This window comes from Pseudomonas oryzihabitans, from assembly GCF_032027545.1.
GTDB classification, from domain to species: Bacteria; Pseudomonadota; Gammaproteobacteria; order Pseudomonadales; family Pseudomonadaceae; genus Chryseomonas; species Chryseomonas oryzihabitans_F.
Window position 1 is genome coordinate 104,488 of sequence record NZ_JAVSJB010000002.1, and the last position, 19,777, is coordinate 124,264.

Consider the following 19,777-nt stretch of genomic DNA (forward strand, 5'->3'; position numbering starts at 1 on the left):
CCTCAAGCCCTACACTCAGTGCCATTTCTTCGCCGGCATCGGGGTGTGGTCCTACGCTCTTCGCCGCGCCGGCTGGCCAGATGATCGACCTGTTTGGACCGGTTCCTGTCCTTGCCAACCTTTCTCCCAGGCAGGCGCGGGAGCTGGGTTTGATGACGAGCGGCACCTCTGGCCGGACTTCCATTGGCTCATCCGCGAGCGCCAGCCTCCAGTCGTCTTTGGAGAGCAGGTTGCGAGCAAAGACGCAGACCCTTGGATCGACCTTGTACAGGCTGACCTGGAAGCCATGGCGTACTCCTTCGGGGCCGTCCCGTTCCCGGCTGCGGGCGTCGGTGCTCCGAACATCCGCGATCGAGCCTACTGGGTGGCCCACCGCAACAGCGACCGACGCGCTTCGGCATCCAGGCTTCAGGTTCACAACCAGGAACATCACCCTGAACCACGCAGCCGTTCTAACCGGATGGGGAACACCGACGGCGAACGAATGCGGCGGAACAGCAGAGCGCTTCCTAGAGCGGAAGAGTCAGTTGGGCGGTCGGTGCGGGGTGAGCCTGACGCCTTTGAATCTCCAAGTGCAGCTGGCTGCCTGGCCAACACCAAACGCAGGAACGCCGCAGAGCCTCAGGGGATATGGACAGGACCCAGAGCGCCGCAAGGAGCAAGGGCATCAGATCAACCTCAAGGACGCGGTGCGCTACCTGATCCACGACCAGCCGGCCCGGCTAACGGCTTCTGGTCAGATGCTGACTGGCTCTTCTGCCGGGATGGCAAGTTCCGGCCAGTTGAACCCGGCACATTCCCGCTGGCTGATGGGGCTCCCGCCCGAGTGGGACGACTGCGCGCCTACGGCAACGCGATCAACGCGGAAGCGGCCATAGCCTTCATCCAGTCCGCAATGCCATCCCTGCCCTAACCCCTCCCCGCGCGCCACCCCCTGGTGCGCCGACCACAGGTATTGATCATGAACGACGAGAAATTCGAGCTGACCATCAGCGATCTGGCTGGGTCCGGCACCTATTACGCGGATATTGCTGACGAGCTGCGTGCCCGCGACACCGCCCAGCGCGAAGCCCTGGCGCGGGTGGAGGCGGAGCGGGATGCAGCGCTCGCCCATGGCAATCATCAGGTTGCCGGACGGGCCTGGGCAATGCAGGAGCGCGACACCACCCAGGCGCAGCTGGATGAGGCGGTGCAGTACCGGCTTCTACGCGTGGGCGAGATCATCCAGGCGACTGACGAGGTGCTGCGGGACGACTGCGTGACCTGGACGCCTATGGGAGAGGATCGACAGCTAGGTATCGGCTGGAAGTGGCACGAGGGGCTGATGCCAATGCGCCGCGCCAATGACGCCATGCCCGCCCAAGCCGACGAAGGGGGTGTGTGATGTGCAGACGCCCTTGCAAGCAGTGTCCTTTCCGCAAGGACTCGCCGCTGGCCTATGACGAGTTCGCCGATGAATGCTTGTCGGGCGGCCTGGAGCCAAGCTGTCATGCCGTGGTCGGCACCGATCACGTCTTCGACGAAGGCCCTGGCGTCACCGAGCAGAGCCGTTGCATCGGCCATGACCACTGGCGCGCCGGCGATGAAGGCTTCAGTCGGCCTCGGGTATTCGCGCAATGAAAGGCTCCATGTCCCGCTTCTCCTTCCAGCACTCCACATCCATCTGCGAAATCTGCAATCTTTGGGATAAGGATCGCAAGTCATGAGCAAACTAGTTTATGGCGTCGGAATTAACGATCTTGCCAGTGAAGAGGGAAAGACGGATTTCTATCGAAAATGGGTCCGCATGTTGGAGCGCTGCTATTCAGCCAAATACCTCGAAAAATACTCAAGCTATAAGGGCTGCTCGGTATGCGCTGAATGGCTGACCTTCTCCAACTTCAAAACATGGATGAAAGATCAGGATTATGAAGGCAAACATCTAGACAAGGACATCTTGATACCTGGCAATCGGATTTATTCGCCAGAGACATGCGCTTTCATTAGTTGTCAGCTAAATCTCTTCTTAATTGAAGGGGGTGCAAGAAGAGGTGAATATCCAATAGGCGTCGACTTTCGTAGAAAGATCAATAAGTTTCGCGCGCAGTGCAATGCCAGCGGCAACCGGAAGACTCTTGGTTATTTCGATACGGCTGAAGAGGCCCATGCTGCCTGGCTCGAATACAAGCTTTCCCAGGCTCGCATTCTCGCCGCTCAGCAGCCCGACCCACGCATAGCTGCTGCTCTGATAGCACGCTATGAAAACTACAAGGACTCTGCGGCCCGAGCGGCATGACCGCTGCTCGAAGATCCGCCAGCAGATGAACTCCTACGGAGACACCTCATGTCCCGACCAGCAATCCACAAAGCGCGCGTGATCGAAATGCTCCTGGCCGGCGTAGCTCCTCGGGAGATCATGCAGGTCACCGGCTGCTCCGAGTACACCGTCTTGAACTATCGCCGCCGGCTGAACCTTCCGCCGTTCAGCCAGGGCGGCCGGCCGCGCAAGACCGCCTGATCACCTACCCCTACCCCACACATGAACCTGCGCCCTGGCGCGGGATGAGGACTGTCATGTCTACGGAAAACGAAAGCTACGAAGCCCGCGTCGCCAGCACCTGCCAGAACCTTTCCTACCGGCTCAGCTACGAAGAGTCGCCGCTGGAGCGCGATCTAAAGCACGCCCTGGTGGAGGCTGCTCACGCTCTGGACAGCCACTCGGTCCGGATTAAACGGGAGGGAGCGCGCGTCGAGGTGGTCAATGCGCGCGGCAAGGCTCGTCAGCTGACCATCCGCGAACGCCTGGCGCGCCGGTTGCTGCGCGGCAATATGGAGATCCGGCCATGACCATCCTCGTACGGGAGCTGCGCGAGCGCGCCAGGCGAGCTACTCCAGGCCCCTGGGAGCTGCAGACCAGCAACAGCTGGCGGCGTATCGGTACCGCTGGAGGCCGGTTCGCCGATGGCGATGTCCTGGCACCGACCACTCACCGCGGCGACAACCACCCTGACCTGGCTGGACGCCAAGAGGATCTGGACTTCATCGTCGCGGCTGATCCAACCACCGTCCTGGCCCTGCTGGATGAGATCGACCGCCTACAACACTCACTCCATACCGCGAGCGCCAATCGAGACCATCTAGCTCGCGAGTTACGGCATGCATTGGATGAGCAGGATCGGCTCAAGGCGGAGAACGCGGAGCTGAAGGATGGCATGAACCGGATCATCTGCGAGACCGGGCTGGGTGACGTGGCGTTCGGCATCGCCTGCGAGGTGATGGGAGAGCTTGGCGTCCAGCAGGAACCAGAGGAGCAGCAGCCATGAAAGTTAAAGACATCTTCGAAGCTTTCATCCCGCGCAATGGGGCGATAGATGAGCGCGATGCTGACCATGAGGTGCGAATCGTGGTTCATGCCCCGGGAAGTATAGGCGGGACGCCTTCTGTGCCTCTTTCCAACCGCGGAATACAGGTCGGTTTCGACTGGGACCACGGCAAGCTTCTTCTATACCCCGAAGTGCCGCTCACGCGCCTCACGCCCGAAGATGTGGCGGCGATCCATGAGTCAGTCAAGAAGGGCCAATCCTGGCACGCATATCAAGCCCACAAAAAGACCAAGGAGAAGCACTCCGAGCAGTTACAGCAGTGCAAAGAGGAGATCGCCAGGCTGAAGGGGGAGAACGCGGAGCTGAAGGCGCAGGCAGGGAAAGCGGTGGGGCCGCTGACCCTTGGCATCCGCGGCAAAGCCTTCGACCCACCTGGCACCTGTCGCGCCTACACCTATGACGAGCAGCCGGACAACGTAGGAGCCTGGCGGCTTGGTGCGGCACTGGTAGAGGCGCACGCAGCGCCAGCGGGCGACCATATAGACGGTGGGCTCGGGCTTCTCAAGGAGCTCCAGCTGCGCGGCTACGGCGTCTTCGAAATGGACCAGACTATGACCAGGGAGCAGCCATGAGCGATTCGAGAGAGCAGTTTGAGGCGTGGGTTCGGGAAAACTGGCCCGAGCAATCGCTTGCCAGGTTCAGCACCGGCGAATACCAGGGCTTCACCGTTGACCACTGCTGGAATGCCTGGCAGGCATCGCGCCAGGCGCTGGTGGTGGAGCTGCCAAGCCGCTCGGACAGCAAGTACATGGAGTACTTCCCAGATGTTGAGGGTGGCGCCTTCAACGAACAAGCCTATCTGACTGATTTCCGCTCGGCTATCGAAGCCGCCGGCGTGAGGGTGAAGCCATGTTCCTGACTGAAGAAGAGGTGGCCGAGCTGACTGGCTACAAGCGAGCGCGGGATCAGGTGCGCTGGCTGGAGCGAGAGAGGTTCGGCTTTGTGATAGATGGGAACGGCCGGCCAAAGGTGCTGCGCGAGGTTGTGCTGGCGCGACTTGGGTCAGTGTCGTCAAAACGGAAGGAGCCGCAGCTGCGGCTGGCATGAGGGGATAGGAGAATGCGCCGACGCATGAAGGACCGGCACCTGCCGGCGTGCATGTACCAGAAGCACGGGGCCTACTACCTGGTGCGCAAGAACGTATGGACACGGCTCGGCGTGGACTACCAGGAAGCCCTGATCGCCTACGCTAAGGCGATGGACCCGAAGAGCCAGGGCGGGATGCCTGCGCTCATCGACAAGGTGCTGGAGCACATGACCCCGCGGCTAGCGGTGAACACGGTCAAGCAGTACCAGATCGCCGCGGCGAAGCTGAAGGAGACCTTCGCCGAGTTCGAGCCGCGCCAGGTGCTGCCGAAGCACGTCGCCCTGCTGAAGATGCACATGGCCGACACGCCGAACATGTGCAACCGGATCCTCTCGTTCCTGCGGGTGGTCTTCCAGCATGCCCTGGAGTGGCAGCTGGTTGACTCGAACCCCTGCGTGGGCATCAAGCGCCACGCCGAGAAGAAGCGCGAGCGCTATGTCACCGATGAGGAGTTCCACTGCATCCTGGCCGCGGCCGGGCCGAACATGCGGGTTATCTACGAGATGTGCTACCTGACCGGCCAGCGCATCAGTGACGTACTGGCCATCCGCCTGGCCGACATCTCGCCAGAGGGCATAGCCTTCAAGCAGCAGAAGACCGGCGCGCGCCTGGTGGTGCGAATGACGCCCGATCTACAGGCGGTGATTGATCGAGCCAAGGCGCTGCCGCGGCCTGTGCGCGGGCTGACCCTCTTCTGCACGGCTCGGGGCGGACGGCCGGTGAACTACCAGACCGTCAAGCAGATGTACCAGATCGCCTGCGACCGCGCCGGCGTGGCTGATGCCACCCTTCACGACCTGCGCGCCAAGGCGCTGACCGACACCAAGCGCCAGGGCAACGATGCCCAGAAGCTGGGTGGCCACACTGACCCCAAGATGACCGCGCGTTACATCCGCAACCGGGAAATCGACGTCGCAGAACCGCCTCGTATGCCGACAAAAGGCGCCTAAGTATTAGACAATAGGCCATTGTCAAATAGACGCCCTCTCCAGAAAGCCAGCAATGACCGATCTTTCCGCACACACCCCGATGATGCAGCAGTACCTCAGGATCAAGCAGCAGCATCCCGAGCAGCTGCTGTTCTATCGCATGGGCGATTTCTATGAGCTGTTCTACGACGACGCCCGGCGCGCGGCCAAGTTGCTCGACATCACCCTGACCGCCCGCGGCGCCTCGGCCGGCAAGTCCATCCCCATGGCCGGCATCCCCTTCCATTCCGCTGAGGGCTACCTGGCCAAGCTGGTCAAGCTCGGCGAGTCGGTGGTGATCTGCGAGCAGATCGGCGATCCGGCCACCAGCAAGGGCCCGGTGGAACGCCAGGTGGTGCGCATCATCACCCCCGGCACCGTCAGCGACGAGGCCCTGCTCGACGAGCGTCGCGATAACCTGCTGACCGCCGTGCTGGGCGACGAACGCCTGTTCGGCCTGGCCGTGCTGGACATCGCCAGCGGCCGCTTCACCGTGCAGGAACTGGCCGGCTGGGAGACCCTGCTGGCCGAGCTGGATCGTCTCAATCCGGCCGAACTGCTGATCCCCGACGACTGGCCCACCGGCCTGCCTGCCGAGAAGCGTCGCGGCGTACGCCGCCGGGCGCCCTGGGACTTCGATTGCGATTCGGCGCTCAAGAGCCTCTGCCAGCAGTTCGGCACCGGCGACCTCAAGGGCTTCGGCTGCGACAAGCTGGGCCTGGCCATCGGCGCGGCCGGCTGCCTGCTGGCCTACGCCAAGGAAACCCAGCGCACCGCCCTGCCGCACCTGCGCAGCCTCCGGCACGAGCGCCTGGACGATACCGTCATCCTCGACGGTGCCAGCCGCCGCAACCTGGAGCTGGACGTCAACCTGGCCGGTGGCCGTGACAACACCCTGCAATCGGTGGTGGACCGCTGCCAGACCGCCATGGGCAGCCGCCTGCTGACCCGCTGGCTGAATCGCCCGCTGCGCAACCGCGGCCTCATCGAGGCGCGCCAGGATGCCATCACCTGCCTGCTGGAAAGCTATCGCTTCGAGGCCCTGCAGCCGCAACTCAAGGACATCGGCGACCTGGAGCGCATCCTCGCCCGCATCGGCCTGCGCAACGCCCGCCCGCGCGATCTCGCCCGCCTGCGCGATGCCCTGGCCGCGCTGCCGGCGCTGCAGGAGGGGCTGACGCAGATGATCGCCCCGCACCTGCTCGACCTCGCCAGGAGCATCCAGACCTATCCCGAACTGGCCGCCACCCTGGCGCGCGCCATCATCGACAATCCGCCCGCGGTGATCCGCGATGGCGGCGTCATCAAGCGGGGCTACGACGCCGAGCTGGACGAGCTGCAGACCCTCAGCGAGAACGCCGGTCAGTTCCTCATGGACCTGGAGACCCGCGAAAAGGCCCGCACCGGCCTGCAGGGCCTCAAGGTCGGCTACAACCGCGTGCACGGCTACTTCATCGAGATCCCCAGCCGGCAGGCCGAATCGGCGCCGGCCGACTACATCCGCCGCCAGACTCTCAAGGGCGCCGAGCGCTTCATCACCCCGGAGCTCAAGGCCTTCGAAGACAAGGCGCTGTCGGCCCAGAGTCGCGCCCTGGCACGAGAAAAGGCGCTCTACGAAGCCCTGCTCGACGAACTCATCGGCCACCTGGCACCGCTGCAGGACAGCGCCGCCGCCCTGGCCGAACTGGACGTCCTGGCCAACTTCGCCGAACGCGCGCTCAACCTGGACCTGAACAAGCCGCGCTTCGTCGCGGAGCCCTGCCTGAAGATCGGCCAGGGTCGCCACCCAGTGGTGGAGCAGGTACTGGACACGCCCTTCGTCGCCAACGACGTCACCCTGGACAACGACACCCGCATGCTGGTGATCACCGGCCCGAACATGGGTGGTAAATCCACCTACATGCGCCAGACCGCGCTGATCGTGCTGCTGGCCCACGTTGGCAGCTTCGTCCCGGCCGCCAGTTGCGAGCTGTCCCTGGTGGATCGCATCTTCACCCGCATCGGCTCCAGCGACGACCTGGCCGGTGGTCGCTCCACCTTCATGGTGGAGATGAGCGAGACCGCCAACATCCTGCACAACGCCAGCGAACACAGCCTGGTGCTGATGGACGAGGTCGGCCGCGGCACCAGCACCTTCGACGGCCTGTCGCTGGCCTGGGCCGCCGCCGAGCAACTGGCGCGGCTGCGCGCCTGGACGCTGTTCGCTACCCACTACTTCGAGCTGACCGTGCTGCCGGAGGGCCAGCCGAGCGTGGCCAACGTCCACCTCAACGCCACCGAGCACAACGACCGCATCGTCTTTCTGCACCATGTGCTGCCCGGCCCGGCCAGCCAGAGCTATGGCCTGGCGGTGGCGCAACTGGCAGGCGTCCCGGAGGACGTCATCCTCCGTGCCCGCGAGCATCTCGCGCGCCTGGAAGCCGCCAGTTTCAACGGTGAGGTAGGAACGCCGCTGCCGGTGAGCGCCCCGCCCAGGGACCGCCCCCTGCAGGCCGATCTGTTCGCCAGCGCCGCTCATCCTCTCATCGAGGAACTGGAACGCGTGCAGCCGGACGACATCACACCCAGGAAAGCCCTGGAGCTTATCTACGAATGGAAAAAGCGTATCTGAGTTAACGGATACGAGGGTTCTGGCAATGCTGCTAGAATCCGCCGCCTTAGCCTGAGGAGAACGAGCAGATGACCTTCGTCGTCACTGACAACTGCATCAAATGCAAATATACCGACTGCGTGGAAGTCTGCCCCGTGGACTGCTTCTACGAAGGCCCCAACTTCCTGGTGATCCACCCGGACGAGTGCATCGACTGCGCCCTGTGCGAGCCCGAGTGCCCGGCCCAGGCGATCTTCTCGGAAGACGAGGTGCCCGCCGGCCAGGAAGCCTTCATCGAACTCAACAGTGAATTGGCCAACATCTGGCCGAACATCACCGAGAAGAAGGACGCCCTGCCCGATGCCGCGGAGTGGGATGGCAAACCCAACAAGCTCGCCCAACTCGAGCGCTAGGCCTCGTCTCCAAATTCCAGGCAATAAAAAGGGGGCGGATCGCTCCGCCCCCTTCGTCCCTGTCCCTGAATTCCTGTCACCGTCCTGGTGAACTTCGTCCTGAAGTGCTCCTGATCCGCATCCTGCCGATCCGTGTCGTCCCAGACACAAAGCCGATACTATCCTGATATCCGAGACTGGCAATCTGCCATGATAGGGTTCACCACCCCGTTCCGGTGTTTTGCCGGAAACAAAAAACCGTTATGCAGCAAGCACTTGGCTAATGGTCTTGCTGATCGAGCGGTGCTATCCCGCAGCTTCCCACGCCTCATGCTTACGCAGTCTGTAAGCCCTGACTTACAACAGCACGCAGAAAAAAGCCCGGAAAATCCGGGCTCCATTTGGCTGACATTCAGCTATCGACGATCAGAACAACGCATCGCTGCACAGCCCATTGCGTTCGAAGATCTCCCGTAGCCGCCTGAGCGCCTCGACCTGGATCTGCCGGACCCGTTCGCGGGTAAGCCCTATCTCCTGGCCCACCTCCTCCAGGGTACTGGCCTCGTGACCGCGCAGGCCGAAGCGGCGTACCACCACTTCGCGCTGCTTCTCCGGCAGCTCCAGCAGCCACTGATCTATGCTCTGGTTGAGGTCGGAGTCCTGCAGCAATTCACAAGGGTCGGTAGGTCTATCGTCGGTGAGGGTATCGAGTAGGGTCTTCTCGGAGTCCGGCCCCAGCACCATGTCCACCGAGCTGATGCGCTCGTTCAGGCCCATCACCCGCTTCACATCCGCCACCGGCTTCTCCAGCAGCGCCGCGATTTCCTCCGGGGAGGGTTCGTGGTCGAGCTTCTGGGTCAACTCCCGGGCGGCACGCAGGTGAAGATTCAATTCCTTCACCACATGGATCGGCAGGCGAATGGTGCGGGTCTGATTCATGATCGCCCGTTCGATGGTCTGTCGGATCCACCAGGTGGCATAGGTGGAGAATCTAAATCCCCGCTCCGGATCGAATTTCTCCACGGCGCGAATCAGGCCCAGGTTGCCTTCCTCGATCAGATCGAGCAGCGACAAGCCACGATTGATGTAGCGCCGGGCGATCTTCACCACCAAACGCAGGTTGCTTTCGATCATGCGCTTGCGCCCGGCAGGATCGCCGCGTTGCGCAAGGCGAGCGAAATGCACCTCTTCCGCAGGCGAAAGCAGTGGTGAGAAGCCAATTTCGTTGAGATAGAGCTGAGTGGCGTCCAGTGCCCGTCCGTAGTCGGCCAGCTTGGCCCCGCGGACGACCTGGTTGCCGCGCCCGGAGAGCGCCTTGGTCATGGCGGTATCGGCAGATTCCTCACCGAAGGGATTGGAATCGAGAAGCAGGACATCGTCGCCGAGGTCGAACTCGGTTTCCTGTTTGTTCTGGATCATCTTGAGTAACCCTTGCTCGTCTGTGCTTCGAGCCAGGGCGTATCGATACGTTGCCGATGCGCCATGACTCGCCCCCAAAGGACTGCGAGATCGAGTCGGCGCCTAGCGAATCAGCGATTGGGCAGGAACTGCAAGGGATCCACCGGTTTGCCCTGACGGCGGATCTCGAAATGGAGTTTGACCCGATCGGTACCGGTCGAACCCATCTCGGCAATCGTCTGCCCTATCTTGACACGCTCACCTTCCCGAACCAGCAACCTACGGTTGTGACCGTAGGCACTGACGTAGGTTTCGCTGTGTTTGACGATAACCAGTTCACCATATCCCCGTAGACCATTTCCCGCATAGACCACGGTGCCGTCGGCGGCGGCCATCACGGGCTGCCCTTCCTGGCCGGCGATGTCTATTCCCTTGTTCAGGCTGCTGCTGGCCCCGAAGCGACTGATCAAGGTACCTTTCGTCGGCCAGGCCCAGCCAGCGGCGGATTGGGGGACATCACGGGTGGGGGTCTGGGCCGGCGTCACCGGAGTCGGCGGCGGCGCAGCGGGCAGATTCGAGGTCACCACCGGAGTCGCAGCGGTGGGATTCGAGGTGACCGGCGGCGGGATAGGAACCGGGGTGGCAACCGGATTACCCGCTGCCGGAGCGGAAGCCACGGTCGCTGGACGCCGGATGATGCGGCTGGAGCTGCTGGCGGTGGCGGACGAACCGCTGCCGAAGCGGATGACCTGGCCGACGTGGATCACATAGGGCGCGCTAAGGCCATTCTGGGCCGCGAGGGCACGCCACTCCCAGCCATTACGGGAGGCGATGGAGAACAGGGTGTCACCGCGCTTGACCCTATATTGTCCGGAAGTGACCTGGGGCACGCCGCCGCGGCCATCGCCGCGTTCGACCACCGGCGCTCGCGAACCCGAGGTGGAGCAACCCGTCAGCAACAGCGCCACGAGCAACCCTGCCAGCCAAGCCGCTCGCCCTCGTCCTGGAAATCCTTGCGCTCGGGCCTTCACCCGTTCCTCCCGCCGTGTCTGATCTCGTACCGTCCGGTCATCCGGCCGGCCTCAGAACCTGTTCACGATCTGCTGCGCGTCGGCCAAACGGCGTTGAAAATGACTTCGGAATGCTCATTTACCCTTTGTAAACTCCGCTTCCTCAGCCATTTGATTCGCTGGCGCTCACCCTACGGGCCAGCCATTGGCTGTTACTCCCGTTGGTCGTTGCGCCTTGTTTGTCTCTCGCTCGCGAGAGCGTAAACAGGTTCTCGGGCGACCGCAGCCGTCTGGCTGCCTTGGAGCCTGGCGTACCGGTAACGTTCCCGGGTCTCTCACTGGGCCAGGGGCCCGTTGAGCAGCGGGACGAAACGCACCGCGTTGAGTTCGTGGCGCACGAAGCCATCGTCCTGCCGTACGATCAGCAAAAGCTTCTGCTCCTCGTCCACGCCGACCGGAATAACCAGTCGACCACCCGGAGCCAGCTGGTCCAGCAGCGCCTGGGGCACCTCGCGGGCCGCGGCGGTGACGATGATGCCATTGTAGGGTGCCAAGGCCGGCCAACCCTCCCAGCCATCGCCCCAGCGGAACACCACGTTGCGCAGATTGAGTTCGAGCAGGCGCTCCTTGGCCCGGTCCTGCAGCGACTGGATGCGCTCCACGGAAAATACCCGCTCCACGGTCTGCGCCAGGATGGCGGTCTGGTAGCCGGAACCGGTGCCTATCTCCATGACCTTGTCCAGCGGGCCGCCGGCGAGCAGCAGCTCGGTCATGCGCGCCACCATGAAGGGCTGGGAGATGGTCTGGTTGTGGCCGATGGGCAGCGCGGTATCCTCGTAGGCCCGATGGGCCAGGGCCTCGTCGACGAACAGGTGACGCGGCGTCCGGCGGATCACCTCCAGCACCTGGGCGTTGGACAATCCCTCCTCGTAGAGGCGCTGGATGAGCCGCTCCCGGGTGCGCTGGGACGTCATGCCGATGCCGTGTCTTTGCATATGCTCTTGCCCCTGATTCATGCCAGCAGCTCCGTGAGTGCCGCCAGACCGGCGAAGCCCTCGCGGAAGGTGCGATCGAACTGCAGTGGCGTGACCGACACATAGCCTTCCAGCACGGCATGGAAGTCGGTGCCCGGTCCGCCATCCACCGCATCACCCGATACCGAGATCCAGTAGCCCGCCTTGCCGCGTGGATTGATCTCCCGCACCGGCGGCTTGGCCTGGGCGCGATGGCCCAGGCGCGTCAGCTGCAGGCCCTTGATCTGATCCAGCGGCAGGTCCGGGATGTTGACGTTCAGGACGGTGCGCGGCGGCAGGTCGAAACGTTCGTGGACGGCGACGATGCGGGCGGCGACCTCCGCGGCCACCGCCATGTTGTCCGCACTGCGCGAGACCAGCGAGAAGGCGATGGCCGGACGGCTGAGGAAGCGCCCTTCCATGGCCGCGGCCACGGTACCGGAATAGAGGACGTCGTCGCCCAGGTTGGCGCCCAGGTTGATACCGGCCACCACCATGTCCGGCGTCTCCTCCAGCAGGCCGTTCAGGCCGAGATGGACGCAATCGGTAGGCGTGCCATTGACGCCCAGGTAGCCATTGGGCAAACGCTGCGGGTGCAGCGGCCGGTCCAGCGTCAGGGCACTGCTCACGCCGCTCATGTCATAGAGCGGCGCGACCACCTGGCACTCGTAGTCCGCACGGGCGGCGAGCGCGGCATGCAGCGCGGCGATACCGGGGGCCAGTACCCCATCGTCGTTGGCGATCAGAAGTCGCATGGATGTTCCGTCTGCCCTGCCTCGCCGAGCGTTACCAGCTCGCGAACCACTGCGGTGGCGAAACAGCCGGCCGGCAGGACGAATTCGAGTTGCAGAATGTCAGGAGCGGGATAATGCCACGTCAGGCCGCCGATGGGGAGGCGCAGGATGCGCCGTTCATGCGAGAGGCCGGCACCGGCCAGCCAGGCGGGCAGCTCTCCGGCAGCCTTCGCGACGTTCTGCTCCAGCGCGGCAGCCGGTCCCTGCACCGGCGACTCCCCCTGGCCCCACAGCGGCCCGGTGGGGTGCAGGTCGAGGGCTACCAGACGCGGGTCCGCCAGATCGGCGGCGGTCGCCGGGAAATGGCTGCGGCTGTCGGTGAAGGCCAGCAGGTCGCCCTCCAGGGCGCTGTTCCAGGAACCCGCGGTGACCCGCTGCGCCAGGACCTGATTGAACAGCCAGCTGCGCGCGGCGGACAGGGTCCGCGAACGGCGATTGCGCTGCTCCGGCAGACGCTGGTCACGGGCGCACTCTTGGGCATCGGCCAGGTTGCCGCCTTGATAGCCGAAGCGCTGTGGACCGAAGTAGTTGGGTACGCCCTGGGCAGCGATGGCCTGCAGCCGAGCCTCCAGCGCCGCTGGATCGCCCTGGAGTCCGGTCAGACGCAGACGAAAACCGTTGGCGGCATGGGCGCCACGCTGCAGCTTGCGGCGGTGCCGGCCCTGCTGGAGGATCACCAGCGTCTCGTCACAGGCCGCCGTGAGATCGGGATCGGTCTTGCCGGGCAGGTGCAGGCTGAACCACTGGCGGGTCAGCGCCTGGCGATCCTTGAGTCCGGCGTAGCTGATCGCCCGTTGCGGCACGCCAGCAGCCCGGGCCAGGCGACGCACGGCCTCTTCGGTATTGAGGCCCCGCTTCTCGACCCACAGCCAGAGGTGCTCGCCATCGCCGCTGAGCGGGATGTCCAGCACTTCGTCCACCTGGAAGTCCTCGGCGCTGGCCTTGAGGATCGCCTGGCCGCAAGGCGCGCCATGGGCACGCGGCCCGAGCAGTTGGTCTTCGGTCATAGTGGCAGCAGCAGGGCCACGGCGTGCACGGCGATCCCCTCTTCGCGCCCGACGAAACCCAGGCGCTCGGTGGTGGTGGCCTTGACGTTGACCTGGCCCAGCTCGACCTGCAGATCCTCGGCGATGGCCTGGCGCATGGCCTCGATGTGCGGCGCCATCTTCGGCGCCTGGGCAGCGATGGTGCCGTCGACGTTACCGACCTGCCAGCCCTGCTCCCGCACCAGGCCGACCACGTGGCGCAACAGTACCCGGCTGTCGGCGCCCTTGAAGCGCGGATCGGTGTCGGGGAAGTGCTTGCCGATGTCGCCCAGCGCTGCCGCGCCCAGCAGCGCATCGGCCAGGGCGTGCAGCAGGACGTCGCCGTCGGAGTGGGCGACCAGGCCATGGTGGTGGGGAATGCGAATGCCGCCGAGGGTGATGAAGTCGCCCTCGCCAAAGGCGTGAACGTCGAAACCGTGACCTATGCGCATGAAGAAAGACGCCCTGGAAAATGACAGGGCGTCGATTCTACCGGCTGGCAACGGCTCCCGTCGCCCTTAGGCTCTGTACCAAAAGTGCCTGCACTCGGTGATGCTTCGTTGAAAAACGCTTCGGAATGCTCATCTACCACTCGTAAACTCCGCTTCCTCAGCGTTTTGATTCGCTGGCGCTCACCCTTCGGGCCAGCCTTTGGCTGTTACTCCCGTTGGTCGTTGCGCCTCGCCTGACCTTCGCTCGGCGACTTTTCGTACAGAACCTATGGGGCAGACAGGGCCGCCGCATGGTGCCGCAGATGGTCATCGATGAAGCTGGCGACGAAGAAATAGCTGTGGTCATACCCCGGCTGCAGGCGCAGCTCCAGCGGGTGACCCGCGGCTTCCGCCGCCCGTTGCAGGGCCTGGGGCTTGAGCTGTTCGGCAAGGAAGCTATCCTGTTCGCCCTGGTCGACCAGCAGCGGCAGGCGCTCCTCGGCCTTGGCCAGCAGCGCGCAGGCATCCCACTGCGCCCAGCTGCTGCGGTCGTCGCCCAGATAGTTCGAGAAAGCCTTGTGGCCCCAGGGGCAATCCAACGGATTGACGATAGGCGAGAAGGCCGACACCGAGCGATAGCGTCCCGGATGGCGCAGGGCGCAGATCAGGGCGCCATGGCCGCCCATGGAGTGACCGCTGACGCCGCGGCGATCCGAGACCGGGAAGTTGGCCTCGATCAACGCCGGCAATTCCTCCACCACGTAGTCGTGCATGCGGTAGTGCTTGGCCCAGGGCTGTTGGGTGGCGTTGACGTAGAAGCCCGCCCCCAGGCCGAAATCCCAGGCCTTCTCGGGATCGTCCGGTACGCCTTCGCCGCGCGGACTGGTATCCGGCGCCACCAGCACCAGGCCCAGCTCGGCGGCCAGACGCTGGGCGCCGGCCTTCTGCATGAAGTTCTCGTCAGTGCAGGTCAGGCCCGACAGCCAGTAGAGCACCGGCAGGTCACTGCGCGCCTCCGCCTGGGGCGGCAGGTAGACGGCGAAGGTCATGTCGCAGTCGAGACTGCGGGCGCGATGGCGATAGCGCTTGTGCCAACCGCCGAAACTCTTGTTGCTGGAGAGCAGTTCGAGACTCATGGTCATCTCCCGTGCAGAGGGCGCCCAGGGGCGCCCTCGCAGTGATCAGTAATGGACGACGGTGCGGATGCTCTTGCCTTCGTGCATCAGCTCGAAGGCTTCATTGATCTGCTCCAGGCCCATGGTGTGGGTGATGAAGGTATCCAGCGGAATCTCGCCGCTCTGCGCCTTGCGCACATAGCCGGGCAATTCGCTACGACCCTTGACGCCACCGAAGGCGCTGCCGCGCCAGACGCGCCCGGTCACCAGCTGGAACGGGCGGGTGCTGATCTCCTGGCCGGCACCGGCCACGCCGATGATCACCGACTCGCCCCAGCCCTTGTGGCAGCACTCCAGCGCCGCACGCATCAGGTTGACGTTGCCGACGCACTCGAAGCTGTAGTCGACGCCGCCATCGGTCAGCTCGACGATGACTTCCTGGATCGGCTTCTGGTGATCCTTGGGATTGACGAAGTCGGTAGCGCCCAGTTCACGGGCGATGTCGAACTTGGACGGGTTGATGTCGATGGCGATGATGCGGCTGGCCTTGGCCATCTTGGCGCCGATGATGGCCGCCAGGCCGATGCCGCCCAGACCGAAGACGGCCACGGTCGCGCCCTCTTCCACCTTGGCGGTGTTGAGCACGGCGCCGATGCCAGTAGTGACGCCACAACCCAGCAGGCAGACCTTTTCCAGGGGTGCGTCCTGGGGAATCTTGGCCACCGAGACTTCCGGCAGCACCGTGTACTCGGAGAAGGTGGAGCAACCCATGTAGTGGTAGATCGGCTCGCCGTTGTAGGAGAAACGGGTGGTGCCGTCGGGCATCAGGCCCTTGCCCTGGGTGGCGCGCACCGAGCTGCACAGGTTGGTCTTGCCGGATTTGCAGAACTTGCACTGCCCGCATTCGGCCGTGTACAGCGGGATCACGTGATCGCCCACGGCGACCGAGGTCACGCCCTCGCCCACCGCCTCGACGATGCCACCGCCCTCGTGGCCGAGGATGCAGGGAAAGACACCCTCGGAGTCCTGGCCCGACAGGGTGTAGGCATCGGTATGGCAGACGCCGGTGGCGACGATGCGGATGAGCACCTCGCCGGCCTTGGGCGGCTCGACGTCCACTTCGACGATCTTCAGGGGCTCGTTGGGCGCGAAGGCTACGGCGGCGCGGGACTTGATCATGCTCGACTCCAGAAGGACGGAAAAACGAAGGAACCAGTTTAGACGCCAGAAACCCTGGAACAATCAGGCATACTGGAATTCATTTTTGCCATAGGGAAACAATGATGAGCTGGGAAGGCATCGATGAATTCGTCGCCGTGGCGAGCACCCTGCACTTCGGCCAGGCCGCCGATCGCCTGGGTACCTCGACCTCCCACGTCAGCCGCCAGGTCGCGCGCCTGGAAGAACGCCTGCAGGCCCGCCTGCTCTATCGCAGTACCCGCAGCGTGGCGCTCACCGAAGCCGGCCACACCTTTCTGCAACACTGCCGCCGACTACAGGAGGCCCGCGACGAGGCCCTGCGCGAGGTGAGCGATCTCTCCAGCCAGCCCAAGGGACTGATCCGCATGACCTGCGCCGTCACCTATGGCGAGCGTTTCGTCGTGCCCCTGGTCAACGACTTCCTCGCCCGTTATCCCGAGCTGAGCCTGGAACTGGATCTGACCAATCGCACGGTCGATCTCCTGCACGAAGGCTACGACCTGGCCATCCGCCTGGGGCGCCTGGCCGATTCGCGTCTGGTGGCGACCCGCCTGGCGCCACGGGAACTCTATCTGTGCGCCGCGCCGAGCTATCTGGAGCGCTTCGGCGCGCCCCACACCCTGTCCGAACTGAGTCGCCATCGCTGCCTGGTCGGCACCAGCGATATCTGGAGCTTTCGCGAAAACGACCGCGAGGTACTGCACCGCGTCCAGGCCGCCTGGCGCTGCAACAGCGGCCAGGCGGTACTGGACGCTGCCCTGCGTGGCTTCGGCCTGTGCCAGTTGCCGGACTACTACGTCCTGCCGCACCTGGCCCGTGGCGAGTTGCGTGCCCTGCTGGACAATCGCCAGCCACCCAATAGCGCGGTCTGGGCGCTCTATCCGCAACGGCGCTTCCTTTCGCCAAAGATACGGCTGCTGGTAGAGCACCTGAAACAGGAGCTGAGCAGCCAGCATCCACGCGGTCGCCACCCATCCGGAAGCTGAGCGCAGCGGAGGAACCGGGTCTTTCGACCGGTCTTCGAAAGGGGTATCGGACGCCGCGCCACCGCCGCTTCGGCAGCGGCGCGGCGTCTCTAGCAGCCGGAGGCCCCATGAACGACACCCTCGATCACTACGCACTCGCCGCCTGGATGAAGGCGGCGACCCCGCCCTGCCTGTCCCTCTATTTGCCCACCGAGCGCGCCTTTCCCCAGCGCGAGCAGAATGTCATCCGTTTCAAGAATCTGCTGCGCCAGGTGGAGGCGGAGCTAGGTGAACGCTTTCCCGAAGCGGATACCCCCGCCCTGCTGGCGCTCCTGACCGCCCTGATCGACGATGCCGACTTCTGGCGTCACCCGCGCGGTGGCCTGGTCATCCTGCGCGACCGCGATCATCTGCACCTGCTCAAGGTAGCCGGCGGTGTACCAGAGACGGCGATGGTCAATCACCACCTCCATTTGCAGCCGCTGCTGCAACTGGCCCAGGGGACTGATCGCTACCAGGTGCTCTGCCTGTCCCGTGATCACGCCCGCCTGTTCGAAGGCAGCCGCGCCAATCTGGTGGAGATCGAATTGGCCACCGGTGTGCCCCGGACCTTGGAAGAAGCCCTGGGTAGCGACCTGACCGCCGGTAACCAGCGCGGCCTGCCCCAGGGTTCTGGCCGGGCGGGCGAGCGCGGCGACGCCATGCAGCACAATGCCGGCGGCATCGGCAAACATGACGAACAGAACGCCGATCGAGAACGCTATTTCCTCGCCCTGGATCGCGCCCTCACCCGCGAGCACTCGCAGCCAAGCAAGCTGCCGCTACTACTCGCCGCCCTGCCGGAGCACCAGGCGGTCTTTCGCCGGATCAGCAACAATCCCCTGCTGTTGGCAGAAGGCCTGGTGGGCGATCCGGGTCCACTCGACAGTGAAGCCCTGAGACATAAGGCCTGGGCGGTCATGGCGCCGCGTCTGGATCGACGCCTGGCAGACCTGTTGGACACCTACGCCCAACGCCAGGGCCAGGGCCTGTCGTCGGATCGGCTGGATGAGATCGGCGGCGCCGTGCTGGACGCCCGGGTGGATACCCTGCTGGTGGAAGCCGAGCGACGCATTCCCGGTCATCTGGACGTCGACCGCCGCCTGCTGGTGCCTTCCGATCCAGCCGGCGCCAACACCGAGGACCTGTTGGACGAACTCAGTCTGCAGACCCTGCAACAGGGTGGGCAGGTGTTGGTGCTGCCGCGTGAGCGGATGCCGAGCAGGACCGGCGTCGCAGCCATCTATCGTTTCTAGGTAGGAGAACTGTCGGCGCCCGCCAGGGCATCGAGCTGCCAGCTGCGGCGGAGCCATTCCAGATCTTCCGGCCGGGTGATCTTGAGATTGTCCGGCCGGCCTTCCACCAGGCGCGGCGCCAGGCCCGCCCACTCCATGGCCGAGGCCTCGTCGGTCACCGCGACGCCAGCCGCGAGCGCATCGGCCAAGGCCCGGCTCAGCGGCCCGAGGCGGAACATCTGCGGCGTATAGGCCTGCCAGACCAGGCTGCGATCCAGGGTGGCAGCGACCCGGCCATCGGCGCCGGCGCGCTTGAGGGTGTCCCGCACCGGCACCGCCAGCAGTCCGCCCACGTCGTCGGCAGCCAGGCTGGCGAGCAGGCGATCGATATCACTGCGCTGCAGATTGGGCCGCGCGGCGTCGTGCACCAGCACCCAGGCATCGTCCGCTACCCCTTGCTCGGCCAGCAGCAAGAGCGCCGACAAGACCGAACCGGCCCGTTCGGCACCCCCTTCGGCGCGGCGAATGCGGGAATCCTGGGCGATGGGCAGCTGGGGCCACCAGGGATCGTCGCTGGCCAGTGCCACCACGATGCCCAGGGTGCCGGAATGCTCCAGAAAAGCCGCCAGGGTGTGCTCGATGACGCTACGACCGGCCAATTCGAGGTACTGCTTGGGCCGATCCGCGCGCATGCGCGAACCAACGCCCGCGGCCGGCAGGACGGCCCAGAACGAGGGTACAGGAGTCATCTATTTGGATTGCAGAAAGAGGGTTTCGCCCTGTTTGACCATGCCGAGTTCGTGGCGGGCACGCTCCTCGACGGTCTCCATGCCTTTCTTGAGCTCGACGACCTCGGCTTCGAGGATTTCGTTGCGCTCCAGCAGGCGCTTGTTCTCGCCGTTCTGGTCGGCGATCTGCTGCTTGAGTTCGCGAACCTGGGCGAAGCTGCCATCACCGATCCACAGGCGATACTGGAGACCGCCGAGCAGCAGGAGCAGGAAGGGAAACAGCCAGTAGGGACTTCGCATGGGAGGTAACGGATTCGCGGAGGGCGGATGCCGCTATGAGGCGGCGGCAAAGACGAAAACAGGATAGAAGCCCAGCTCTACGCTTGTAAACTGGGCATCTATCCTGTGGTTCGTCAGACGATTCA

The 19,777-nt window shown here is 64.4% G+C and carries 25 protein-coding genes; 15 read left to right on the top strand and 10 right to left on the bottom strand.

From position 1 onward, the window contains the following. Positions 1-43 precede the first annotated feature (43 nt). From RND78_RS03020 to fdxA, 13 genes are all read left to right on the top strand, one after another. Positions 44-913, top strand: coding sequence for a DNA cytosine methyltransferase (locus tag RND78_RS03020; protein WP_312726542.1), 870 nt, complete (start codon positions 44-46; stop codon positions 911-913). Positions 914-961: 48 nt separating this feature from the next. After that, positions 962-1,384 carry a hypothetical protein gene (locus RND78_RS03025; RefSeq protein ID WP_312725963.1) on the top strand — a complete coding sequence of 141 codons (423 nt, stop codon included), beginning with the start codon at positions 962-964 and terminating at the stop codon, positions 1,382-1,384. Next, positions 1,384-1,620: a hypothetical protein gene (locus RND78_RS03030; RefSeq protein WP_312725964.1), complete on the top strand. Its 237-nt coding sequence runs from the start codon at positions 1,384-1,386 to the stop codon at positions 1,618-1,620. The genes RND78_RS03025 and RND78_RS03030 overlap by 1 nt, the downstream gene beginning before the upstream one ends. An 82-nt stretch (positions 1,621-1,702) precedes the next feature. Continuing rightward, on the top strand, positions 1,703-2,275 hold the full coding sequence (locus RND78_RS03035) for a hypothetical protein (protein ID WP_312725966.1): 573 nt from the start codon (positions 1,703-1,705) through the stop codon (positions 2,273-2,275). 48 nt (positions 2,276-2,323) lie between these two features. After that, positions 2,324-2,497 carry a helix-turn-helix domain-containing protein gene (locus tag RND78_RS03040; RefSeq protein WP_312725968.1) on the top strand — a complete coding sequence of 58 codons (174 nt, stop codon included), beginning with the start codon at positions 2,324-2,326 and terminating at the stop codon, positions 2,495-2,497. Between the two features lie 56 nt (positions 2,498-2,553). Next, positions 2,554-2,826 carry a hypothetical protein gene (locus tag RND78_RS03045; RefSeq protein WP_312725969.1) on the top strand — a complete coding sequence of 91 codons (273 nt, stop codon included), beginning with the start codon at positions 2,554-2,556 and terminating at the stop codon, positions 2,824-2,826. After that, on the top strand, positions 2,823-3,302 hold the full coding sequence (locus RND78_RS03050; RefSeq protein ID WP_312725971.1) for an ead/Ea22-like family protein: 480 nt from the start codon (positions 2,823-2,825) through the stop codon (positions 3,300-3,302). Before RND78_RS03045 ends, RND78_RS03050 begins: the two co-directional genes overlap by 4 nt. Further along, the gene (locus RND78_RS03055) at positions 3,299-3,934 is read left to right on the top strand and encodes a hypothetical protein (protein WP_312725972.1); all 636 of its coding nucleotides are present in this window, start codon (positions 3,299-3,301) and stop codon (positions 3,932-3,934) included. The genes RND78_RS03050 and RND78_RS03055 overlap by 4 nt, the downstream gene beginning before the upstream one ends. Continuing rightward, on the top strand, positions 3,931-4,221 hold the full coding sequence (locus RND78_RS03060) for a hypothetical protein (RefSeq protein ID WP_312725973.1): 291 nt from the start codon (positions 3,931-3,933) through the stop codon (positions 4,219-4,221). Before RND78_RS03055 ends, RND78_RS03060 begins: the two co-directional genes overlap by 4 nt. Next, positions 4,212-4,409, top strand: coding sequence for a DUF4224 domain-containing protein (locus tag RND78_RS03065; RefSeq protein ID WP_093250225.1), 198 nt, complete (start codon positions 4,212-4,214; stop codon positions 4,407-4,409). The genes RND78_RS03060 and RND78_RS03065 overlap by 10 nt, the downstream gene beginning before the upstream one ends. A gap of 12 nt (positions 4,410-4,421) precedes the next feature. Then, positions 4,422-5,399 (top strand): tyrosine-type recombinase/integrase, encoded by a 978-nt coding sequence (locus RND78_RS03070; RefSeq protein ID WP_312725977.1) that lies wholly within the window; start codon positions 4,422-4,424, stop codon positions 5,397-5,399. Between the two features lie 52 nt (positions 5,400-5,451). Continuing rightward, entirely contained in the window at positions 5,452-8,028 is a 2,577-nt protein-coding gene (gene mutS / locus RND78_RS03075) for a DNA mismatch repair protein MutS (RefSeq protein ID WP_312725979.1), read from the top strand. 68 nt (positions 8,029-8,096) lie between these two features. Further along, the gene (fdxA, locus tag RND78_RS03080) at positions 8,097-8,420 is read left to right on the top strand and encodes a ferredoxin FdxA (RefSeq protein ID WP_059226533.1); all 324 of its coding nucleotides are present in this window, start codon (positions 8,097-8,099) and stop codon (positions 8,418-8,420) included. 405 nt (positions 8,421-8,825) lie between these two features. Here fdxA and rpoS read toward each other — a convergent pair whose 3' ends face one another. From rpoS to RND78_RS03120, 8 genes are all read right to left on the bottom strand, one after another. Then, positions 8,826-9,818 carry an RNA polymerase sigma factor RpoS gene (rpoS, locus tag RND78_RS03085; protein WP_312725981.1) on the bottom strand — a complete coding sequence of 331 codons (993 nt, stop codon included), beginning with the start codon at positions 9,816-9,818 and terminating at the stop codon, positions 8,826-8,828. 110 nt (positions 9,819-9,928) lie between these two features. Beyond that, positions 9,929-10,771 carry a peptidoglycan DD-metalloendopeptidase family protein gene (locus RND78_RS03090; RefSeq protein ID WP_409457011.1) on the bottom strand — a complete coding sequence of 281 codons (843 nt, stop codon included), beginning with the start codon at positions 10,769-10,771 and terminating at the stop codon, positions 9,929-9,931. A 371-nt stretch (positions 10,772-11,142) separates the two neighbouring features. Then, the gene (locus RND78_RS03095; protein ID WP_167371488.1) at positions 11,143-11,781 is read right to left on the bottom strand and encodes a protein-L-isoaspartate(D-aspartate) O-methyltransferase; all 639 of its coding nucleotides are present in this window, start codon (positions 11,779-11,781) and stop codon (positions 11,143-11,145) included. Positions 11,782-11,819: 38 nt separating this feature from the next. Continuing rightward, positions 11,820-12,575: a 5'/3'-nucleotidase SurE gene (gene surE, locus RND78_RS03100; protein WP_312725982.1), complete on the bottom strand. Its 756-nt coding sequence runs from the start codon at positions 12,573-12,575 to the stop codon at positions 11,820-11,822. Continuing rightward, positions 12,563-13,621 (bottom strand): tRNA pseudouridine(13) synthase TruD, encoded by a 1,059-nt coding sequence (truD, locus tag RND78_RS03105; protein WP_312725984.1) that lies wholly within the window; start codon positions 13,619-13,621, stop codon positions 12,563-12,565. The genes surE and truD overlap by 13 nt, the downstream gene beginning before the upstream one ends. Then, complete coding sequence (gene ispF, locus RND78_RS03110; RefSeq protein ID WP_017639034.1) at positions 13,618-14,091, bottom strand: 2-C-methyl-D-erythritol 2,4-cyclodiphosphate synthase; 474 nt, start codon at positions 14,089-14,091, stop codon at positions 13,618-13,620. Before ispF ends, truD begins: the two co-directional genes overlap by 4 nt. A gap of 266 nt (positions 14,092-14,357) precedes the next feature. Further along, positions 14,358-15,212 carry an S-formylglutathione hydrolase gene (fghA, locus tag RND78_RS03115; protein ID WP_312725985.1) on the bottom strand — a complete coding sequence of 285 codons (855 nt, stop codon included), beginning with the start codon at positions 15,210-15,212 and terminating at the stop codon, positions 14,358-14,360. A 39-nt stretch (positions 15,213-15,251) separates the two neighbouring features. Continuing rightward, positions 15,252-16,364, bottom strand: coding sequence for an S-(hydroxymethyl)glutathione dehydrogenase/class III alcohol dehydrogenase (locus RND78_RS03120; protein ID WP_312725986.1), 1,113 nt, complete (start codon positions 16,362-16,364; stop codon positions 15,252-15,254). A gap of 101 nt (positions 16,365-16,465) precedes the next feature. Here RND78_RS03120 and RND78_RS03125 point away from each other — a divergent pair, with 101 nt between their 5' ends. Both RND78_RS03125 and RND78_RS03130 read left to right on the top strand, forming a co-directional pair. Next, positions 16,466-17,371 (top strand): LysR substrate-binding domain-containing protein, encoded by a 906-nt coding sequence (locus RND78_RS03125; RefSeq protein WP_312725988.1) that lies wholly within the window; start codon positions 16,466-16,468, stop codon positions 17,369-17,371. Positions 17,372-17,478: 107 nt separating this feature from the next. After that, entirely contained in the window at positions 17,479-18,645 is a 1,167-nt protein-coding gene (locus tag RND78_RS03130; RefSeq protein WP_312725989.1) for a hypothetical protein, read from the top strand. Here RND78_RS03130 and ispD read toward each other — a convergent pair. Further along, positions 18,642-19,373, bottom strand: a complete 732-nt coding sequence (gene ispD, locus RND78_RS03135) for a 2-C-methyl-D-erythritol 4-phosphate cytidylyltransferase (protein ID WP_312725991.1) — start codon at positions 19,371-19,373, stop codon at positions 18,642-18,644. The two genes, RND78_RS03130 and ispD, sit on opposite strands and share 4 nt — an antisense overlap. Next, a complete protein-coding gene (locus RND78_RS03140) occupies positions 19,374-19,652 on the bottom strand; it encodes a septum formation initiator family protein (protein ID WP_312725992.1) in 279 nt (92 codons plus the stop codon). It lies immediately after the preceding gene. Positions 19,653-19,777 lie beyond the last annotated feature (125 nt).